The organism is Flavobacteriales bacterium, assembly GCA_025210805.1.
GTDB lineage: Bacteria > Bacteroidota > Bacteroidia > Flavobacteriales > CAJXXR01 > JAOAQX01.
In genome coordinates this window covers 52,542-72,049 of sequence record JAOAQX010000019.1, presented here as the reverse complement: position 1 = coordinate 72,049, position 19,508 = coordinate 52,542, and the positions used below count along the sequence as shown (strand labels likewise).

Sequence of the window (19,508 nt, the reverse complement as noted above, 5' to 3'; positions counted from 1 at the left end):
ATTTGAGTAATTTTCTCTTGAAGATCTCTTGTTTATTCAAAAAACTTCCTTGAACTTGATTTTTCTTCAATTGCCAAATTTTTTCTGCGGGATTTAGTTCTAGGGAATATGGTGATATTCCCTAAAAATTCTTCTACAGATAGTTTGGTGGGTTGTGTTTTATTCTCGCTCATTTTTTTTGTTTTCTAATTCTGGTTATTGCTAAATTACTCAATTATACGATCATTTACTTAATTACTGATACCGGAAGAAGAACACATAAAAAGCCGAAACATAATTAAATATGCTCGGCTTTTGTAAAAAATGTATTGGCTTGAGACGGTATTATCTAAGCTCTGAAATATAAAAAAATGACTGAGATGAATTATCGGTCATCAGCATTCTATTCCCTTCATCTACTATGAGTTCCCCACCATTTTTCAGAATATCATTTTTGGATTTTTCTAAAGAGTTCACACAAAATGAGCTAATCCAATATTCATATTTTCCTTTATAGGAATTTGGAACCTCCAAGATATCCCCAATGTATTCTTGTTGATGATTATAAATTTTAAAAAAATGCTCATCTTGAATTTTAATTTCCCAATCAAATATACCGGCATAAAAAGGTATAATTTTTTGCGCATCAGAAACATGTAACTCATTCCAAATAAGCGTATTTGGAGTGTTATAATTTCTTGTAGAATTCAAATACTCACCTTCATAAATTGTAAAACCTGCTCCATGAAGATCTCTAATAAGGGCAACTTTACCAAAACCAGGCATTTCTAGCTCCATTTCTATAATTCCACCTAATTCTCTCGCTTTTGAGACCACCTTATTTGCATCATTTACCTGAATATAAGTCATCCAAAAATGAGGCATTCTCATTTGCTTAAACTTATCAGGTGTTTCATACAATCCTACAATTGGCTCATCATTAATATAAGCAGTATAATAATTATACTCATTACTAAATTTCCACCCGAAAACATTCTCATAAAACTGCATAGTCTTTTTGGGTGTATAGGTAGATAAATCTGAATAAATGATATTATTGGGCTTCATAATCTGTTCTTTAATTCTATGTTGCTAGAAAACTCTTACAACATTAAATCCAAAGGAAACATCTCCTTTTGCCCAATCACCTTGAGCTTCTGTCAAATAAGCCGCATCATGACTTCCTCTTGAATTTGTGAAAAACATCTGAAAAATATGACCACCTGTTTCGACATCAACACCAACGGTAAGCGGGTTTTTAAATACAGATGTTTCTGCTTTACTAAAGTTGTAAGCGTAATCGATATTTAAACTCATTCGCTTACTCACTTTAAACCTCCCACCTACACCCAAAACCAATTGGTTGAATGTAGGTTCCTTGGATAAATTGAGATTTTGGAGGTTTTTTCTGACAAATGTTGGTGCGATCAAAAGTGACATTTTCTTAGAAAATCTTTTTGAAATCAGTAATTGGGAGGTATAACTCAATCTTTCTGTAAACCTAAGATTTGGATAGGTTTCTTTTTTGAGCAAAGTATTCACATCTATATTTCCATACCCTACAATATTTACAGGGAATTTTCTCGTTTGTCTAGTGATCTTAAATTTCACATTTCCGGAATATGCTTTCTGGTAACTATCTCGGCTTACACCTAGCTGAACGCCATTAAATAAACCATAATTAAACTGTATTTTAGTATTCGCTTGATCTAATCCAAAAAATCCATCAACTCCATCTTTAATTGATCCAAATCGATGAGAAACCACAAGATACAAATCACCTTTTGAAGCTATTTTGGTTGACTGTAAGTTTCCTATCTGCATACTTTTGAATGCAGGTAATTCAAATCGTTTTCTTTTTGAAGAATTTTTTTCTAAATCCGCTAAGAGATCATCTTGAGCCATTACATTTACTGATGTGAACAAAAGTCCTACAGTGAGTATTTTTGAAATAGTTTTTATTGTGTTCATCTTTTAGTTTTTTAAGAACCCATCTTGTTTCCATTTATTAAAAAGTGCTCGTGTATTTGCTGGCAACAAATTATTAGGAGGCATAGGATTTTGAGCATCATTTATTCTCTCTATCAAAGTACCATTTTCAGCTGATACTTTATTCTGATCATAAGTTTCCAATGTAAGATTTGCCGATGGATTTACACTACCATGACAAGTAAGACATCTATTAAAAACAACAGGTTTTATGTGTTTTTCGAAGGTTACTTTTTCCTCAATCACTACTTGATCGTCTTCTGGGATGATTCCTTTAGTACAACTAAGTGAAATTAATACTATAGGTATAATGGTGTAATACTTTTTCATTTTACAATTTCTTTTAGTTTTGAACATCAATATTGGTAACTGAAATAAATTCATTTTCCTTAGCAGTTAAAGTAAACTTGTGTGAGATACTTAAAACATCACCCGTCGATGGTGCACCGTCTTGATTTTTATCTGCAACAATTGTTAGATAATAATCTCCAGGATGGATATAAGTGAACATAAACTCATTCTCAAGATTATCCAGTGTTGGAAAATGAAGAATGGTATTTAAAGCATCTGGATCGAAATTTAAATATCCTTGATTATCTGTAAGTGGTTTTTTAGACAAATACAAGATTAGATTATCATTCTGTATGGTGTTATTACGTGTAATTGATACAGATACAGTACCCAGTGTAGGATGATCAGTAATTTTATAAGGATCCCCAGATAAAGGTGCTAAATCATAAACATCATTCCCTGATCCTTGAGCCAAAAATGTTGCCGATTTTGGTTTAGATACACCTTGTGGCTTATAAATATCCGTCTCTACAAATCCTTTTGCAAAATCAAGACCTTGGTCTAATTCATTTTTAGGAAAACCAAAGGCTTGGGCAGCAGTATACGCCAATTCTTCATTTGCTTTCTTAGCTCTAAAAAGCATGTGATGCGTGGGTAAACGTGTTCCTAAATTACTGGTATAAGCATTAAAAATCAAACTATCTTGCTTGAATCTAAAAATCATAGACATTACGTCCTCTCCTCCTATTGCATCTACAAATCTATAGGTCTTATCGGCTGCTCCTTTTACTTCTATTTTATCCATTACGAAATAAGAAGTTCGATAGATTCCTTTTAACAAACCTCCGTTTCTAGACATGAGCGTTCTTTTTCCCTTAAAATCAGTTACAAAAAAAGAGGTGAACAAATTCCCAAATGATCCTCCTTCATGGATTCCATGTAAATGCGATTTAGAGATTGCTCTAAAATCCCATCCAAACCAAGGATAATTTAGATTGACAACTTTGTTTTTCCCAACCCAATGTCCTTGCATTTTCTCTAAAAACTCAAACCCATCTTTATTGATATCCACTGGAGTCACCTCTACTTTCACAGGAGGTTTGGGTTCTATTTTTTCTGTTTCTGTGATGTCATGCAAATCTTTTTCGCAACTCATCATTGCAGTTAATCCGAGTAGTAATACTAATTTTGTCCAATTCATAATGTTACTTTTTTCTGGTCCAATATTCTGTCTTTTGTTGGCTTTTTACGTAATAGATTGCCTTAAGCGTATCCTTACTTAAACTATGTAGATATAGTGTTTTGTCTGTCTTTTTTGTTGCTCCAGAAATAGCATCTGGTTTATTTTTTTCTTGGTCTCGAAACTGAATATTCCTAAAAATAATATCCTCATCTGTATTTGTAGGATGCAATACTTTGATACCATCATTGTAGTAATCCAGCTTACAAACAAAATGACCATTGTGTTGAATTATCTGGTAAGTTGCTTGATAATAATCACTCACAAGATCCCATTTTCCTATTTTGTCCAATTTTGAGTTTTTACAACTCATAAAGGATATCAGAATAAATACAATTGCAACACTTTTCTTCATGATTCAAAGGTATGTTTCGGTTTATTTATTTTTTTTGACTTAAATCAAATTCATTCAAACGGCGATATATTTCTTTGAGTCTAAGCCATTGTTGATAAAAAAATGGTAAGCTTACCACGCTCTCTATATACTGATAAGCATACATAATGAGTGCAAAAAGGGCTCCATACTCAACCTGCTCCGTATCTACTGAGAAAACAATTGCGAATAGCAAAAATATCATCATAAAAACCCAAGTGATAGAAAAATTAATAGTCTCTAAATCTGAAAGTTTGATATTTATTTTATTAAGCCTAGTAATATGTTTTTTTAATTCAGTTTGTTCGCCTTTATGCACTACTGCTACTTGCTTTTCTACTTCGTTATTATATTCTTCATTGAACCGAATCGTTTTTTTGGAAGTCAACCAATACAGCACCATCACTAATACACCAGATAAAACAGCCATTACAAACACATTCCAATTAAGAGACATGATAATAAAAGCTACACCAAAAAGCCCTATGGTGCTTTGAATAAGAGTCGGTATTTGGTTTTCAAAAAACTCTATAATTTCTGTAAGCATATAAAGTCTTGCAGATTTTTTTGTGTCTTCTACCGTTTCATTCTCGGCTAATTTAGTACTAAGTTCTATATGTAATTTTGCGTAGAATCGTGAATCTATTAAGCGTCTAAATCCTCCAATGATTATAAGCGCTAAACCTAAAAATCCTAGATTATACACAGCATGAAAATCTTTTTCTATTGCACCTGCAATAGCATACCCTATATACAACGGAAACAACAGATTTGCAGCAGATTCTAATAAAACAAGCAGAAAGGTAAATATTAACCGATATTTATGTTTTAAGAAAGTTTTTTTAGTATCCATAATACCATGTCATAATTGGTTCTGAAAAAGTCAAACTCATTAGAGAAATTACGATCCACATAATATTAATTGTCCAAAAAAGTACGGGGCTATCACTTTTAAGTACCGTATCTATCAAAGTTGCCATTCCACTTTTTATACCTTGAATACTCCAAAACAAAAATAGCAAGGCGAAAAAAAACTCCACCAAATTAAAGTAAAATGCAATAGGCATTAGAAATAAAGCTAAAATTGCTCGCCAGTATCTTTTTAAGTCTTTCATATTTTTCTCTTTAGTCAATCTCAATTTACTCAATTTGAGTGTTTTTTATATAAAAAAAGAATCGTTTTCACTTTTGTTCCTTTTTACGAAAAAATATTTTTTAGTTTTTCCCAGATAGAATCTCCATTTCTGCTATGTCCTTTATTCCATTTTTCTGCAAACTCAGAAACCTCCCAAGTTCCATACTCCAATTCTTCTACAGACATTTTTGTAGGTTTAAAAACTACGTGGGTTCCATCATACTGAGACCAGTCTTCTGTGAGTATCCTTCCTTCTGCCTTGAGTTTTTTATAAGTCTCGGAACCTGGAAATGGAATCATCAAGTGAGGATATGCTTTATCCACGTTGATGTCTTTAATGAATTCTTTGGTTTGCTCGAAAATCGAATAATCATGTGCATCAAATCCAAAAAGAAAATCTCCTACTACTTCGATACCATAACTTTGCACCCTTGCAACATATTCTTTTATTTTCTCTGGCTTCACGAAGCTTTTCCCTTGATCTTTCAAAGCATCTTCTGATGGAGTCTCTATTCCAAAAAGTAACATTTTTACCCCTGCTTTTTGAGCTGCCGCCAAGAGCTTTTCATCTCGTGCAATAAGCACTGTAGTTTCCCCAAAAAAGTTCATTTCTAATGGCGCTAATGCTTCAAAGAGTTCAATTGCGTATCTTTTGTTTTGAGTAAGATTATCTGAATGTAATTCTACCCATTCTACACCGATTCTTTTTAAAGCTTTTACTTCTTCTACAATCTTGTCGATAGGTCGTAAATTAAACTTATCAAAAAACTGATGAACTAGACAAAAATCACAATGCATAGGACAACCTCTACTCACTAAAACAGACCAAGTATAATCATATCTTTCAACATCTATTAAATGGGTTGGATATGGGTTCAACTCTGCCAAATCCAATGGTTTCTCTCTTTTATATTTAGGCTTAAGTTGATTATTTTTTAAATCCTCAAAAATTTGCTCCCAAAGCCCTTCCGATTCTCCAATTACCAAAGCATCGGCATATTTCTCTGCTTCTTCCTGAAAGAAAAACGTGTGTAATCCTCCTAACAAGGTTACTTTTCCTAATTCTGAAAATGCAGAAGTCAACTCATAAGCCCTATATGCATCTGGAGTAGACATAAAGACAGCTACAATATCAGCATCCGATTTCATATCGGCCTTCATACCTATGGTTTCGTCACACATCTCTATTTCAATATCACTTGGCATTGCCGCAGCCGCTGAAAATATGTTTTGCGGTGGACCTCCTGTATCTGCTTTATATGTTGAATAAGCACTTCCTGCCGAGGCTTTTATCAGATATATTTTCATAATATGAACGTTTTAAGATGATCTACTTTGGATTTCTCATTTACAAAATTACACCAGCATGGAATAGCTATTTTTGATGTATATCAAATTAAACTAAAACGATACAAAGGGTGATTCTCTAAGTTTTAAAAGACTCAAAATAAATACATTAATCTTCAATACTAAAATAAAATCATCGCTTATATTTTGTTTTCTAGTCTCACGACTATCTATTACCGGCATCATACCGACAATTCATTAAAATCGCAACAGCAAATTTTTTATGACTCTTTTATAAAAAAAACATATTTCACTTATAGATAAATGACAATAGAAATGGGATAATTTGGACTAAAAAAGAAAAGACAATATAATCCAGTCAATGACTATAATTCCAACAGTTAATAACAACCAAACCCACCACGGCAAATAGATTCTTTTACTAACTTCAACCTCTACCCATGTCCAGACAATGAGAAATATAGACCACAGCCAAAGATCAGAAATGTCGAAAAAAATCATCAAAACCATTCCTGTTGTAAACAGAAACATAGTTATTAAAAAAATAATCCAATTTTTTTTTGAACCTGAATAATGCATTTTTGTTTTTGTTTTTTTATACGCTAAGAAACGTATTAAGATGATGTTTCTACCAGAAATAAAAAGTAGAAAAATTGTTTTAAAAAAATATTACTCCCCTATGAAAGAGGAGTAATATTTTACTTTTCAAACCGTGATTTACATTGAATAGATTTTCAAATAAGATTCGTTTTATTAAATCCAAAATCTCAATATCTACTACTAATACACTTTTGTTTTTAAGTAAATCACACTATTTGTAGTGTTTAATCAATAAATTCCAAACCAAATAAAATTTTAGAAAATCGTTTGTATTATTGAATGCTAAAAGCAACACCAACACCTAATATTTGCCATGTTCCTCCTTTTACCGCAAGTCTTGAATAAAAAGAATTTACACGAAATACGTCACTTAATTGATAGGAAATTCTTGGCTGATACTGAAAACCATTTCGAATATTTTTACCAAGTCCTAAAGTATATCCAGCATCAACCCCTATGACGAGATTTTTCACAAGTTGATACCTTACTGATGCTAAAAATGGAAGATAACTGGCATTGTCTAATTTTGACGAATAGGTCAATCCATCATGTTTTGTAATCATCGTTTTTCCAGAAAAATATGAGATTCCAGATGTAACCCCAAATCCCAAAGCATTTTCTGGATTAAGGATATAGGTAGCCTCTGCCCCAATTCCTAATTTACTCACTTCACCAGCATCGCCCAGTGGCACTCCAAGATAAGCCCCTACCTGTAGAACATCGTGTTGAGCCAATGAAATTTGGCTTAAAAATATGGTTAGAATAAAAAGTACTTTTTTCATGATATCTATTTAATAATTTTGTTCAAGACAAAGATGTTTCAAAATAGCATATCATCTTTTGATATATATCAAAATCTATATTTGTGATCGAACCCTACTAAGTGTCTCTTGCGAAATACCTAAAAATGAAGCTATTAAACCAAGCTTCACCCTTTGCTCTATATTTGGATAATAGGATTGTAAAATTTGATATTTTTCTTTTGCAGAAATAAATGACCAACTTCTAGAGAATTCATCAAGAAAAGTGAGTATTTCCTCTGCAAGAAGCCTAGCAAAATTTCCAAAAGCAGGAAAATCTGCTATAAGCTTTTGATAGTCCGAAAAACTTATTCGATACAAAACACAGTCTTCTAAACATTCTATATTTTCAAAACTTGGCTTTTGTGCATAAAAGCTAGACCATGCAGTATTGAAATGATTTTCTATATAAAACCATGAGCTAACTTGACGTAACTCAAAATCATGATAATTATGTAATACACCTTGATCCACAAAATAGAGATAATGAGCACGATTTCCCGCCTGCAAAATAATGTCTCCCTTTTTGCATTCTACCCGTTCAAATACCTCAGAAATTCTATTCTTTAATTCTTTTGTTAAAAAAGCTCGTTCTGATATATAAAGTAATAGTTTTTCCATGTGCTCCTAGTGTTTGTTCAATTTTAAATCAATATACAAAAAAGCATTATTCAAAAAATAAAAATGTAGAAAAAATTCGAGATAATACCACTTACGTTGTTAATTTACTCACTGTTTAAGTCCTCTTTGAATAGCTTGTCCCGATTTTTCGGGAGGGGAAGGGGGATGTTATACAAGTAAACGCATCCGAAAAAGAAGCTAGAACTTATGGGTAAATTAACACCGTAAACGGGATAAGACATCATTTTACAACGGTTTTTATTTTCTCAACCTCAGAATACCCATAAACAAAAAAAAGCTGATTCAGGAAAACCCAAATCAGCTTTTTTTTATATCTAGTATTTAGTAAAAACTAAATATGTATTGCTCTTTTTTCGGTAGCATCTAATGCTGCTTCCTTAAATGATTCAGTAAAAGTTGGATGAGCGTGGCAAATTCTTGCAATATCTTCTGCTGATGCTCTAAATTCCATTGCAACTACGGCTTCTGCAATCATATCTGCTACTCGAGGACCGATCATGTGTACACCAATAATTTCATCAGTTTTGGCGTCTGCCAATACTTTTACAAAACCATCTACATCCATAGAAGCTCTTGCTCTACCACTAGCTTTGAATGGAAATGCTCCTTTTTTATACTTTACACCTTCTGCTTTCAGCTCTTGCTCTGTTTTACCCACAGCGGCAACTTCAGGCCAAGTGTAAACTACTCCTGGGATCAAATTATAATCTACATGAGGTTTTTGACCAGCAATTAATTCAGCAACAAAAACACCTTCTTCTTCTGCTTTATGTGCTAACATAGCTCCCTTTACCACATCTCCAATAGCATAAATATTGGAAACATTGGTTTGTAAATGATGATTTGTTTCTATTCTTCCTCTATCGTCCACCTGTACGCCAGCATTTTCTAGCCCAAGTCCTTCTGTAAATGGCTTTCTACCTACAGAAACTAAACAATAATCCCCTTTTATTTCAACTTCCTCTCCTTTTTTGAGGTTATCTACTTTTAAAACCACTTCATCACCTGTATTTTCTACAGCTTTAACACCATGTTTTAGGTAGAATTTAAATCCTAATTGTTTCGTAAGTACCTTCTTTAATTCTTTTCCTAAATCTGTATCCATTGTTGGGATAATAGAATCTGCATATTCAACAACAGAAACCTTTGAACCAAGGCGTGCATAAACAGAACCGAGTTCTAAACCAATAACTCCACCACCTATTACAACTAAGTGTTTTGGAACTTCTTTTAGTTTTAATGCCTCAGTAGAAGTAATCACTCTTTCTTTATCTAGATTGATAAACGGAAGAGATGCTGGCTTAGATCCTGTGGCAATAATGGTTTTAGCTGCCTCAATTTCCTCGTCCTTTCCATCTTTTGATATAGTAATATGTGTAGCATCTTTAAAAGAACCTACTCCATGAAAAACATCAATCTTATTTTTTCCCATCAAAAAGTCAATTCCAGAACATGTTTGATCAATAACTGATTGCTTACGCTTAATCATCTGTTCAAGATTCACTTTTGGTGTGCTGATTTCTATACCATGCTCTGCAAACTGATGCGTAGCTTGGTGAAAATGTTCTGAAGAATCTAAGAGCGCTTTAGAAGGTATACACCCTACATTTAAACAAGTTCCTCCAAGAGTATCATATTTTTCTATGATAGCTGTTTTCATTCCCAATTGTGCACAACGGATTGCTGAAACATACCCTCCAGGTCCTGAACCAATCACTACAACGTCATATTTTTTCATATCAAAAGAGATAATGTGTTAAGTTTTTTAAGTTTGAATAACAAATGTATATAAGTTCGAACAAACTATAAGAGCTTTTTTATTTTTTTTATAACTTCACGACATCTTAACACAAACTTTATCTAAAACGATTGAATTTTGACAGATATACTATCTAAATACATTTATCTGATTATTATACTTTCGTTTGTTTAAACAAACTAACAATGAAAAAACTTTTACCTATTTTTTTCTTGCTCGGGATTTTAAGTTCCTTTGCTCAAACAACCGTAGTGATGTCTCATGACAGTACTCACATGAAATGGTACAAAAAATATATCGATACCACTTCTTTTCCAACAAACAACACAACCTATTCAAAAATTATGATGGAGCTAGTGCTCAGTTGTCCTGATGGAGGTTGTAGCCAATGGGATTATACCACAAAAATTCTACTTGAAGAACCGACTGGCAAAATGGATTCCACTTTAAAATCTCATCCAAACTTTAAAGTAGATGGTAATTCTCCTGACACTTTTAACTATACCCCAGACCAAGTTTATACCTATACAGTGGAAAATGATGGTGGAGTTTTAGATACTTTGTCTATAGATACTATTGCTCAGATGGATTTAGTCCTTTATTCGGATTCACTTAATCCAACAACATCTACAGGAACACAATTTGTATATCCTACTAATATATATAACTATACCGTAGACACCAACGGGCAAATTACTGATTCTACCTTAGTATCTGTTTCAAACGCTACGCAAATCATTAAAAAACTAAATTATTATTATAAAGTTTTTGAAGTAAAATTAGAGTATGAATTAGGTAGAATTATCACACCTTATGCGGGTGGTTTAACAGCATCTTGGGGTCGTCGCTATGAATTTGAAGTTACAGATCTTGCTCCCCTATTAAAAGGAGACAAAGTCATTAAATTATTCTATCAAGGATGGTCTGACGGTTTTACAGGAACTTTAAAGTTTCATTTCACTCAAGGTACACCACCAAGAGATGTCAAGGATATCCATCATTTTTGGTCTGGCGGACATGATTACGGTAAATGGGAAAATGGAGTTCATACTATTGAAAACTATATGAACCAAAAGAAATTCTATGCGGGTTCTGATGTAAAATATTCTGTGCTAAACTTTATTCCAACAGGTCATGGTTTTGGTGGGAATAATAACCCAGAAAACTGTGCAGAGTTTTGTGACAAATGGTTTAAAGTTCTCTCAAACGGAAATCAAGTTGCCCAACATATTATCTGGAAAAATGATTGCGGATCCAATGCTCACTACCCACAAGGAGGGACATGGTGGTATGACCGTGCAAACTGGTGTCCTGGAGAAGCTGTTCCTGAATTTGACATTGATTTGAATGTTCAATCCAATGATACTAATACTTTTGATATCAATTTCCAAGAATATACAGGAAATGGAGGTTCATATAATATTTCTGGATATGTAGTGAATTATGGAGAATATAACTCTATGAAAGATGCTGCAGTTTCTGATATTTTGGCACCATCAAAAAAGTATGACCATAAAAGATTTAACCCGATTTGTGGAGCACCTAAAATTAAGGTTCAAAACAGAGGAAAAGAAACCATTACGAGTTTAAAAATAAAGTATGGAATCACGGGGCAAGTAGATAAAGAGTTTGTGTTTAATGGAAATATCTCTTCTATGAAATTCATGGACATCACTTTACCTTCTTTAGATTTCTCTAATTATAGCCAAAGTATCAACAATACTTTTTATGCAGAAATTACCGAAGTAAACGGTGGAACAGATCAAAATACTTATGACAACAAGCTCACAACAGATTTTGAAGCAGTTGATAAGGTTTCAGAAAAAATTATTATCAATTTCAGAACCAATAACTTTCCTAACGAGTCTAGCTATAAAATTTATGATGCCAATAATAATGTTGTCTTGCATCAAAATGGTGCTTTGAGTGCAAATACGACTTACAAAGATACCTTTGTATTACTCCAAGGGTGTTACCGATTTGAATTTGAAGATAGCCAAGGAAATGGACTTAGAACAGGTTTTCAACAAATAGATTCTCAATATGGAACAGGTTGGTTGAAATTCAAAAAAGCTGGTGCGGGTTCTAAGACATTCAATTCCAATTTTGGAAATAAAATAGTTTACTATTTTGTTACCGACCCTAGTATTGGTACAGAAGAAATTGCACTTCACAATGATTTTGATATTAGCCCAAATCCATCACAAGGAAACCTCCTTCTTTCTAACTTAGATATTGAAGGAAAAACAACGATTCGAGCTTTCAATAATCTTGGACAAGAAGTTTATTCAAATACCATTACTGAACTTTCTTCTGAACACAATATCGATTTAAGTAAATTACCAAACGGGCACTATACACTAAGTATTGAAACAGCCAAAGATTTACTCACACAGAAATTTACAATTCAGAAATAATACCATTTTTTGTGTTTCATTTACTCATTGGTATTATCCCAATGCATTACTAAAAAAAACCAGTAATGAATGTGAGTGATTTCAGCAAATAATTGGTATAAGCCTAAATCAATACCTATCAAAAAAGCTTCTCTAAAATTTATTAGAGAAGCTTTTTTTGGTTTAGAGCTATGGGAATATACAATAAAAAAATGAAAAAAAGTAGGAGTAAAATCTGTTTTATAAATGACAAAAGTTTTGTACTACATTTAGAAAACCTACTACTTTAGTAATGTAAAAACAAGTAAGTAATAACCCAAAATAAAAACAAAAAAAGTTATGAAAAGAAGAGAACCAGTTAGCAAGATTATGACAAAGGATGTTGTAACACTTCAGATCAACGATGGACTAGACAAAGCCGAAAAATTATTCAGACAACACAATATGCGTCATATTCCTGTAGTTTCTGGAGACAAAATTGAAGGAATTATCTCAATGACCGATTTAGCAAGAATTAGTTTTGTGGATAACTATGATCCAAATAATTTTACTGTAGATACATCAGTTTACGATATCTTGACACTTGAGCAAGTAATGGTAAAAAAACCAGAAACAATAGATGTAAACAAAACCGTAAAAGATGCTGCAGAACTGTTGGCAAGTAGAGAGTTTCATGCTTTGCCAGTTGTAGAGAATGAAAACCTTGTGGGAATTGTAACCTCTACGGATTTGATTAACTATTTAATTGAGCAATATTAATAAACAGTTTACACACGTATGTCGATTTGATGATTAATTTCGAACCGACATACGTGAGTTTTATACAAGAAACTGTAATACGCTCCAAAATACCAACCAGTTCTTGTTGAAAAATAAGTCATTGGCTAAAAGATACGTGTAGAATTTATAAACCCTATTAAAACAAACCAAACAAACAATGAAAAAACATGTGGTTATCTTCGAAGCTCAAGGAGGTTCAGATAAAGGAAGATACGGCTTTAGAAACGATTCAAAACCAATTATCGATTCGTTAACAAAAAGAGGATGGACAGCCGAAATTATATTCTATGATGATAAAAATCGTGGAGAAATCTATAGACACACCATTAATAAGGCAGATGCGTATATCAGCCGAGTTAACCCAGGAAATCTTACAGATGAGAAAGGATATTTCCAGATGTTAACGGAGTTGGTGCTTCAGGGAATTGTAGGCTTACCACATCCAGATGTTATGACTGTTTATGGTGCAAAAAATTCATTAGAAAAATTAAAAGGATTAAACAACTTAGTTCCCGATGATGTTTATGCATATTATAGTTTTGAAGAGTTAAAAGAAAATTTCCCAAAAACATTATCTAAAGGTCATCGAGTTATAAAACAGAACCGAGGTTCAACAGGAGAAGGTATCTGGAAAGTTGAAGTAAAAGATAAATTGGATCCAAAAGTTAAAGAAATTCCTCTGGATACTGTATTAATACTAACTGAAGCTAAAGACAACCATACGGAAGAGAAAACACTTCAAGATTTCCTTGAATTCTGTATCCAGTATTTAGAAGGAGACAATGGACTTATTCTCGACATGCCTTTCCTTCCTAGGATAAAAGAAGGGGAAATACGTGTACTCATGCTAAGAGATAAAGTGGTGAATATTGTTCATAAAAAACCTTCTAGTAAACCGAATTCCTTTTCGGCAACCTTATTTTCTGGAGCCAAATACCGCTATGATAAACCAGAAAAATGGCCCGACCTTGTAAAGGTTATTACCAAAAGTCTTCCACTTATTCAAGAACGTTTAGGAAATTATGCATTACCGCTTATCTGGACAGCAGATTTCATTTTAGACACAAGTGCGAAAACTAAAAAAGACATTTATGTCTTAGGAGAAATAAATGCATCTTGTGTTGGTTTTACCACCCACTTAGAGCTCAGTGAGAACATTGCTGATGAAATTATTAATTTAATGGATGCAGAAGCTTCAGTAAATACTAGATGGTCAGCTTATAGGAAATAATACCTTTTAAGGAATTACTCACCGTATAATGCCGATACCTTATGAAAACTTGATTATAAATGAAGTAAATATTGAACAAGTAATTAGTATTATGGAGTAAGTATCGGTATCATATATAAAAGGCTTGAGAGGTTTTTACTTCTCAAGCCTTTTTTTTATTGCTTTCAGTTTATACTGATAAATAGAGTGATGAAAGATACTGTAGGGAGATTTCTTCAGCCTAATATCAAGACCTCGAATAGTGACTATTAACATAAATTTAATTTAGACTGGTTAAAGATAGAAAAAGTGAGTAAATTTGCTCAAATTTTTCATCGATGAAAGCATCTGAATTAGATACCAATCAAATCGGGATTATTCATTCCTTTGATGACTTAGAATTAGCCTCAAAATTACTTTCCATGGGAATAACAATTGGGAAAGAAATCCAAATTCTAAGAAGAAACCATAGCAATGCCTATATAAAGGTACAATCTGAATGCTTTGCATTGCGAATTAGCGAACTTGATGAAATTTTGATAAAATAATGAATAGTTATCTAAGCTCAAACCCTACTATTGCTTTAGTAGGAAACCCAAATAGTGGTAAAACTTCTATTTTCAATGCACTTACAGGACTGAACCAACAAGTCGGAAATTTCCCTGGAGTAACCGTTGAAAAAATATCAGGACATTTTTCTCTAGGAAATAAAAAAATTAGACTGATTGATTTACCTGGTAGTTATTCTATTCATCCCACTTCCTTTGATGAAAGAGAAGTAGCCAAAACACTTTGTCAACCCAATGCTGAGATTTATCCTGATGCGATAATTTATGTGGCAGATATCAATAATCTAGAAAGACAGTTGTTGCTTTTTTCTCAAATTATTGATTTAAAAATCCCCACGCTTCTTTGCCTCAATATGATTGACTTAGCTGAGGATACTTTTGCAAAAAACATCAAGAAAAAGGTTGAAGACCACTTTGGTACTACTGTAATACTTTGTTCAACAAGAAATTCAAATGGGCTCACAGAACTAAGAGAAGCATTAAAGAATGAAAAATTCTCTACCGGCTATTCTCATTATGAATTAAACAAAGAACTCGAAAAGGAAATTCTTTCGATTTCTAAAAATTTCCAAAACTTATCAACCTATCAAATTAAACTCCTTCTTCACCACGATTGGATACCAAATGCCATTCCTGAAGAATTAGATCAAATAAAACAAAAAACAGCTTTTTCGGACATCTTAGAACAAGTGGAAGAAACAAAAGCCAGAATTCAAGGATTTCAAAATCTCATCCCTACTAAAAACAATACAAACCAAAGCTCTAAAAGTGAAAATATAGACCGAATCCTTACTCACAAATGGTTTGGACCTCTTATTTTCTTTTTGATTATGGGCTTTGTTTTTCAATCAATTTTTGCGTGGGCAGCTTACCCAATGGACTGGATTGATGGACTTATGGGAAGTTTTGGAAATTGGGCCAGTGAAGCCATTTCTACACCTTGGTTATCAACATTAGTTGCCGATGGTATTATTGCTGGTATTGGCTCTGTAGTTATTTTTATCCCGCAAATTTTTATTCTTTTCGTCCTACTTTCCATTTTAGAAGAAATAGGATATATGTCTCGAGCAGTATATTTATTTGATAGTTGGATGCAAAAATTTGGACTTAATGGTAGAAGTATTATTGCACTTATTTCGGGTTCTGCATGTGCAATTCCTGCCATCATGTCGGCTCGTACCATCAAAAACCCTAAAGAAAGACTGATTACCATTTTTGTAACCCCTTTTATGAGTTGCTCAGCCAGAATCCCTGTGTACGTTCTACTCATCGGAATGATTGTAGAACCTGTATATTATTTTGGATTTATTAATCTGCAAGGTCTGGCATTTTTTGGATTATATCTTCTTGGAATTGTTGCTGCCCTTCTTGTTTCGATCATTTTAAAATGGATTTTAAAAGAAAGTTCTAAAAGTTATCTGGTTCTTGAACTGCCTTCCTACAAAAATCCAAACTGGACGAATGTTTTATTGAGTGCCAAAGAAAAAGTCATGTCTTTTGTGATAGATGCTGGTAAAATTATTATGATTCTGAGTGTTGTGATCTGGTTTTTATCTAGCTATGGACCTCAAGAAAAAATGGATATAGCACAGCAAGAAGCACAACAAGAAGCAATGGAGAAGAACCTAAATGAACAAGATACGGATAATCTAATCGCTTCAAAAAAACTTGAAGTGTCCTATGCTGGAATTGTCGGAAAGACGATAGAACCTGCTATAAAACCCCTCGGTTTTGATTGGAAAATAGGGATTGCACTGGTTACTTCTTTTGCCGCTCGAGAGGTATTTGTTTCTACCATGGCAACCATTAACAGTATCGGTGAAGATGCCGAAGAAAACACTTTAAAAACAAAACTACTCAATAGCAAAAACAGCATTGGAAAACCTATTTTCACCCCTGCTACCACCTGGGCACTACTTGTTTTTTATGTTTTGGCCATGCAGTGTATAGGAACTTTAGCAGTTGTAAAAAGAGAAACACAAAGCTGGAAGTGGCCCCTTCTACAAGTAGCTGTCATGACTGGAATGGCGTATTTTTTAGCTTGGGCAACCTTTGTGATATTGAATAAATAGTTTTTTGTAAAACTTTAAAATTGCGTTAAAATACCCCTCTGAAGAATTAAAAAACGACACGTAATAACGCAATCTTTTTAGCTTTATTTTGATGTTATAACTATAAAAAAATATCGTTTTTTTTTACCTGAGTAAAACATTACAAATACCTGAAATAGAGATTTGTATTTATAAAAAAACATTCATTTAAACTTAGGAAAAATTAGTAAAAAAAATCAAACTCTTTAATGCATAACAAGGTATATCTTTTATCTATATATTTGACCGGATTTTTAGGAATTTTAAAACTAAATAAACTGAAAAAATATGAACAGACTTTTTACCTTTTTCCTAATTTATTTATTCACTTATAGCTTAATAGCACAAGTAGGTATTGGGACTACTTCACCAAAAGGAATTCTTGACATCAACTCGACTACTCAAGGAATACTAACACCAAGAATGACCGTGGCACAAGCAAATGCAATTGCTGATAAAGATGTTGGAGAACTCGTTTTTGTAACCAATACAGACGCTACTTTTACAGATATTGGTTTCTATTTTTGGGACGGGAGTGTGTGGCAACCGTTGGGAGGTTCTTCTGAAAACTTATTCAATACAGATGGTACTCTTACAGGAAATAGAACTGTAAGCCAAGGAAATAATAATCTTATTTTTGATGGAACAGACAACAGTTTAGTTGTTCATGGTCAGAATAGTAATGTAGGTATTGGAACCTCTTCCCCAAATGCTGCTGCTGCTTTGGATATTTCATCATCAAATAAAGGTATTTTAATTCCTAGGGTTTCTTTAAACGGAAATAATGATATAACAACCATTTCGAATCCTCAAATAGGTTTAATGGTTTATAATACGAACAACGTCACAACAGAAGCGACTCAGCTTCCGCAAGGATTTGTTTATTATGATGGTGCTATTTGGAGACAAATTCAACATCCTCAAGAAGGAAAATCTCCAACTAAATCAACAGACTTTGTTGGGCGAGACTTTTTCGTTACTTCGGGTAATACGAAAGGTTTGGCAATAGGAAACTCTAATGCAGCGAATGCCATTACTTATAATAATGCCTACTTCACTTTAAACTCAAATATCATTTGTGACCGAGTCGATTTTAGAGATTTATCAGTTATAGATATCTCTGGCTTAAACAATCCGAGGTTGCTTTTATTTGAAAATAGTTTAAACACACAAGAGTACAAGGGTAAGGTGATTACTGTTATGAATAGAACAAATTTTTCGATTCCTGTCGTTGTGTTCAAGCTTCATATGAAGGCTCTACTGGAGCACCAAGCCTTTTTTCTATTAGACCCCATGGAGTTATGAAAGTGGTTAACCTTGGAACTGGTGGTTGGAAGGAATTAACGAATTCAATTCTACCTTTACAGACCATGACCTTATCATCATGGACACGTTGTAGGTGGTTCTGATAATTTAGTCGTAAATGGTAGTACGCTTGGGTATATCATTCGTGTTCCATTTAATAATGCAACTCCTAACTCATCTTGGCCACAAATTAATGCAACTCCTACCACCACTTGTGGTGCTCCTTGCGCAGGAATAGGTTTACATTTCCCTTCTGGTACAAGTGCAGGTTCTGGGAGTATAAGAGGGTTTGCTGCTGGAATTCCTCAAAATGCAGGTAATGCGACATTTAATGTACAAGTAGCAAACTCAAATACAATAACTGTAACATTAACAATTCACCCAGAAGGAAATGCTGCTGGAATGAGTGCCTCCCCTTCCAATATAAGTGTGACAAGAGATGTAAATGGTGCTGTTAATTCTTCTTTTGAATGGCCTCACACTCCTGCAAGCAGTACAGGGCATATTCCTCAAGCAAAAACATTTAACTCTACTGGTGTTACTGGCTTAACCATGCGTCTAGATGAGTTTGGGCTTTATAATAGTGCCTTTAGAACTAATTTGACATTTACAATCTATGGTACAGCGAGTGGTTCAGGTACTGCTACATTTAATGTTGTATTAGGAGCTACTTCAAGAACGATCAATGTAAATGTAATTTAGTCGTAGAACCTATATTTTAAACTCCTAAATTTAGGATATCGATTTTTTTTAGGTGAAAATTTATTCAAAGGGTAGCTATGATCAATTTATAGTTACCTTTTTTTTGATTCGTGATAATATTATGTAATATCTATTCAAGAATGAATATTCTATATCGTGTCAATTTTTGGTAATTGAATCAATAAAGTATAAAAAAGTAAGCAACAACCATAAAAATCCCTCATATGATTTATCATTTACTTTGTTGAGGTTCTCTCTAAAAACACATTACCTCAAGTCTTTTTCTATAGATGAAACAACGAAATAATAAGGTAAACAAACTAAAAGTATAGATAAAAGT

At 33.2% G+C, this 19,508-nt stretch carries 19 protein-coding genes; 7 read left to right on the top strand and 12 right to left on the bottom strand.

Annotated features, from left to right (window positions below; genetic code table 11):
• Window positions 1-32: 32 nt before the first annotated feature.
• The 12 genes from N4A45_07605 to lpdA all read right to left on the bottom strand — a co-directional run bounded on the left by N4A45_07605 (window position 33) and on the right by lpdA (window position 10,095).
• Entirely contained in the window at window positions 33-173 is a 141-nt protein-coding gene (locus N4A45_07605) for a hypothetical protein (GenBank protein ID MCT4665082.1), read from the bottom strand.
• Between the two features lie 151 nt (window positions 174-324).
• A complete protein-coding gene (locus N4A45_07600) occupies window positions 325-1,047 on the bottom strand; it encodes a VOC family protein (GenBank protein ID MCT4665081.1) in 723 nt (240 codons plus the stop codon).
• A gap of 24 nt (window positions 1,048-1,071) precedes the next feature.
• On the bottom strand, window positions 1,072-1,950 hold the full coding sequence (locus N4A45_07595; GenBank protein MCT4665080.1) for a DUF5777 family beta-barrel protein: 879 nt from the start codon (window positions 1,948-1,950) through the stop codon (window positions 1,072-1,074).
• Window positions 1,951-1,953: 3 nt separating this feature from the next.
• Window positions 1,954-2,298 (bottom strand): hypothetical protein, encoded by a 345-nt coding sequence (locus N4A45_07590; protein ID MCT4665079.1) that lies wholly within the window; start codon window positions 2,296-2,298, stop codon window positions 1,954-1,956.
• 13 nt (window positions 2,299-2,311) lie between these two features.
• A complete protein-coding gene (locus N4A45_07585; protein ID MCT4665078.1) occupies window positions 2,312-3,460 on the bottom strand; it encodes a hypothetical protein in 1,149 nt (382 codons plus the stop codon).
• A 4-nt stretch (window positions 3,461-3,464) separates the two neighbouring features.
• Window positions 3,465-3,854 carry a hypothetical protein gene (locus N4A45_07580; protein MCT4665077.1) on the bottom strand — a complete coding sequence of 130 codons (390 nt, stop codon included), beginning with the start codon at window positions 3,852-3,854 and terminating at the stop codon, window positions 3,465-3,467.
• 25 nt (window positions 3,855-3,879) lie between these two features.
• Window positions 3,880-4,725, bottom strand: coding sequence for an ABC transporter six-transmembrane domain-containing protein (locus N4A45_07575; protein ID MCT4665076.1), 846 nt, complete (start codon window positions 4,723-4,725; stop codon window positions 3,880-3,882).
• Window positions 4,715-5,020, bottom strand: a complete 306-nt coding sequence (locus N4A45_07570; GenBank protein ID MCT4665075.1) for a hypothetical protein — start codon at window positions 5,018-5,020, stop codon at window positions 4,715-4,717. Before N4A45_07570 ends, N4A45_07575 begins: the two co-directional genes overlap by 11 nt.
• 50 nt (window positions 5,021-5,070) lie before the next feature.
• A complete protein-coding gene (locus tag N4A45_07565) occupies window positions 5,071-6,315 on the bottom strand; it encodes a B12-binding domain-containing radical SAM protein (GenBank protein ID MCT4665074.1) in 1,245 nt (414 codons plus the stop codon).
• 872 nt (window positions 6,316-7,187) lie between these two features.
• Window positions 7,188-7,697 (bottom strand): hypothetical protein, encoded by a 510-nt coding sequence (locus N4A45_07560; protein ID MCT4665073.1) that lies wholly within the window; start codon window positions 7,695-7,697, stop codon window positions 7,188-7,190.
• A gap of 75 nt (window positions 7,698-7,772) precedes the next feature.
• On the bottom strand, window positions 7,773-8,336 hold the full coding sequence (locus N4A45_07555) for a Crp/Fnr family transcriptional regulator (GenBank protein MCT4665072.1): 564 nt from the start codon (window positions 8,334-8,336) through the stop codon (window positions 7,773-7,775).
• 352 nt (window positions 8,337-8,688) lie between these two features.
• Entirely contained in the window at window positions 8,689-10,095 is a 1,407-nt protein-coding gene (gene lpdA, locus N4A45_07550; protein ID MCT4665071.1) for a dihydrolipoyl dehydrogenase, read from the bottom strand.
• A gap of 206 nt (window positions 10,096-10,301) precedes the next feature.
• Between lpdA and N4A45_07545 the strand changes: the two genes are divergently transcribed.
• From N4A45_07545 to N4A45_07515, 7 genes are all read left to right on the top strand, one after another.
• Complete coding sequence (locus N4A45_07545; protein ID MCT4665070.1) at window positions 10,302-12,533, top strand: peptide-N-glycosidase F-related protein; 2,232 nt, start codon at window positions 10,302-10,304, stop codon at window positions 12,531-12,533.
• A gap of 318 nt (window positions 12,534-12,851) precedes the next feature.
• On the top strand, window positions 12,852-13,271 hold the full coding sequence (locus N4A45_07540; protein ID MCT4665069.1) for a CBS domain-containing protein: 420 nt from the start codon (window positions 12,852-12,854) through the stop codon (window positions 13,269-13,271).
• Between the two features lie 178 nt (window positions 13,272-13,449).
• Window positions 13,450-14,523, top strand: a complete 1,074-nt coding sequence (locus N4A45_07535; protein ID MCT4665068.1) for a Cj0069 family protein — start codon at window positions 13,450-13,452, stop codon at window positions 14,521-14,523.
• A 317-nt stretch (window positions 14,524-14,840) separates the two neighbouring features.
• A complete protein-coding gene (locus N4A45_07530; GenBank protein ID MCT4665067.1) occupies window positions 14,841-15,050 on the top strand; it encodes a ferrous iron transport protein A in 210 nt (69 codons plus the stop codon).
• Window positions 15,050-17,143 (top strand): ferrous iron transport protein B, encoded by a 2,094-nt coding sequence (feoB, locus tag N4A45_07525; protein MCT4665066.1) that lies wholly within the window; start codon window positions 15,050-15,052, stop codon window positions 17,141-17,143. The genes N4A45_07530 and feoB overlap by 1 nt, the downstream gene beginning before the upstream one ends.
• 306 nt (window positions 17,144-17,449) lie before the next feature.
• Entirely contained in the window at window positions 17,450-18,466 is a 1,017-nt protein-coding gene (locus N4A45_07520) for a hypothetical protein (GenBank protein ID MCT4665065.1), read from the top strand.
• A 402-nt stretch (window positions 18,467-18,868) separates the two neighbouring features.
• The gene (locus tag N4A45_07515) at window positions 18,869-19,168 is read left to right on the top strand and encodes a hypothetical protein (protein ID MCT4665064.1); all 300 of its coding nucleotides are present in this window, start codon (window positions 18,869-18,871) and stop codon (window positions 19,166-19,168) included.
• Window positions 19,169-19,508 lie beyond the last annotated feature (340 nt).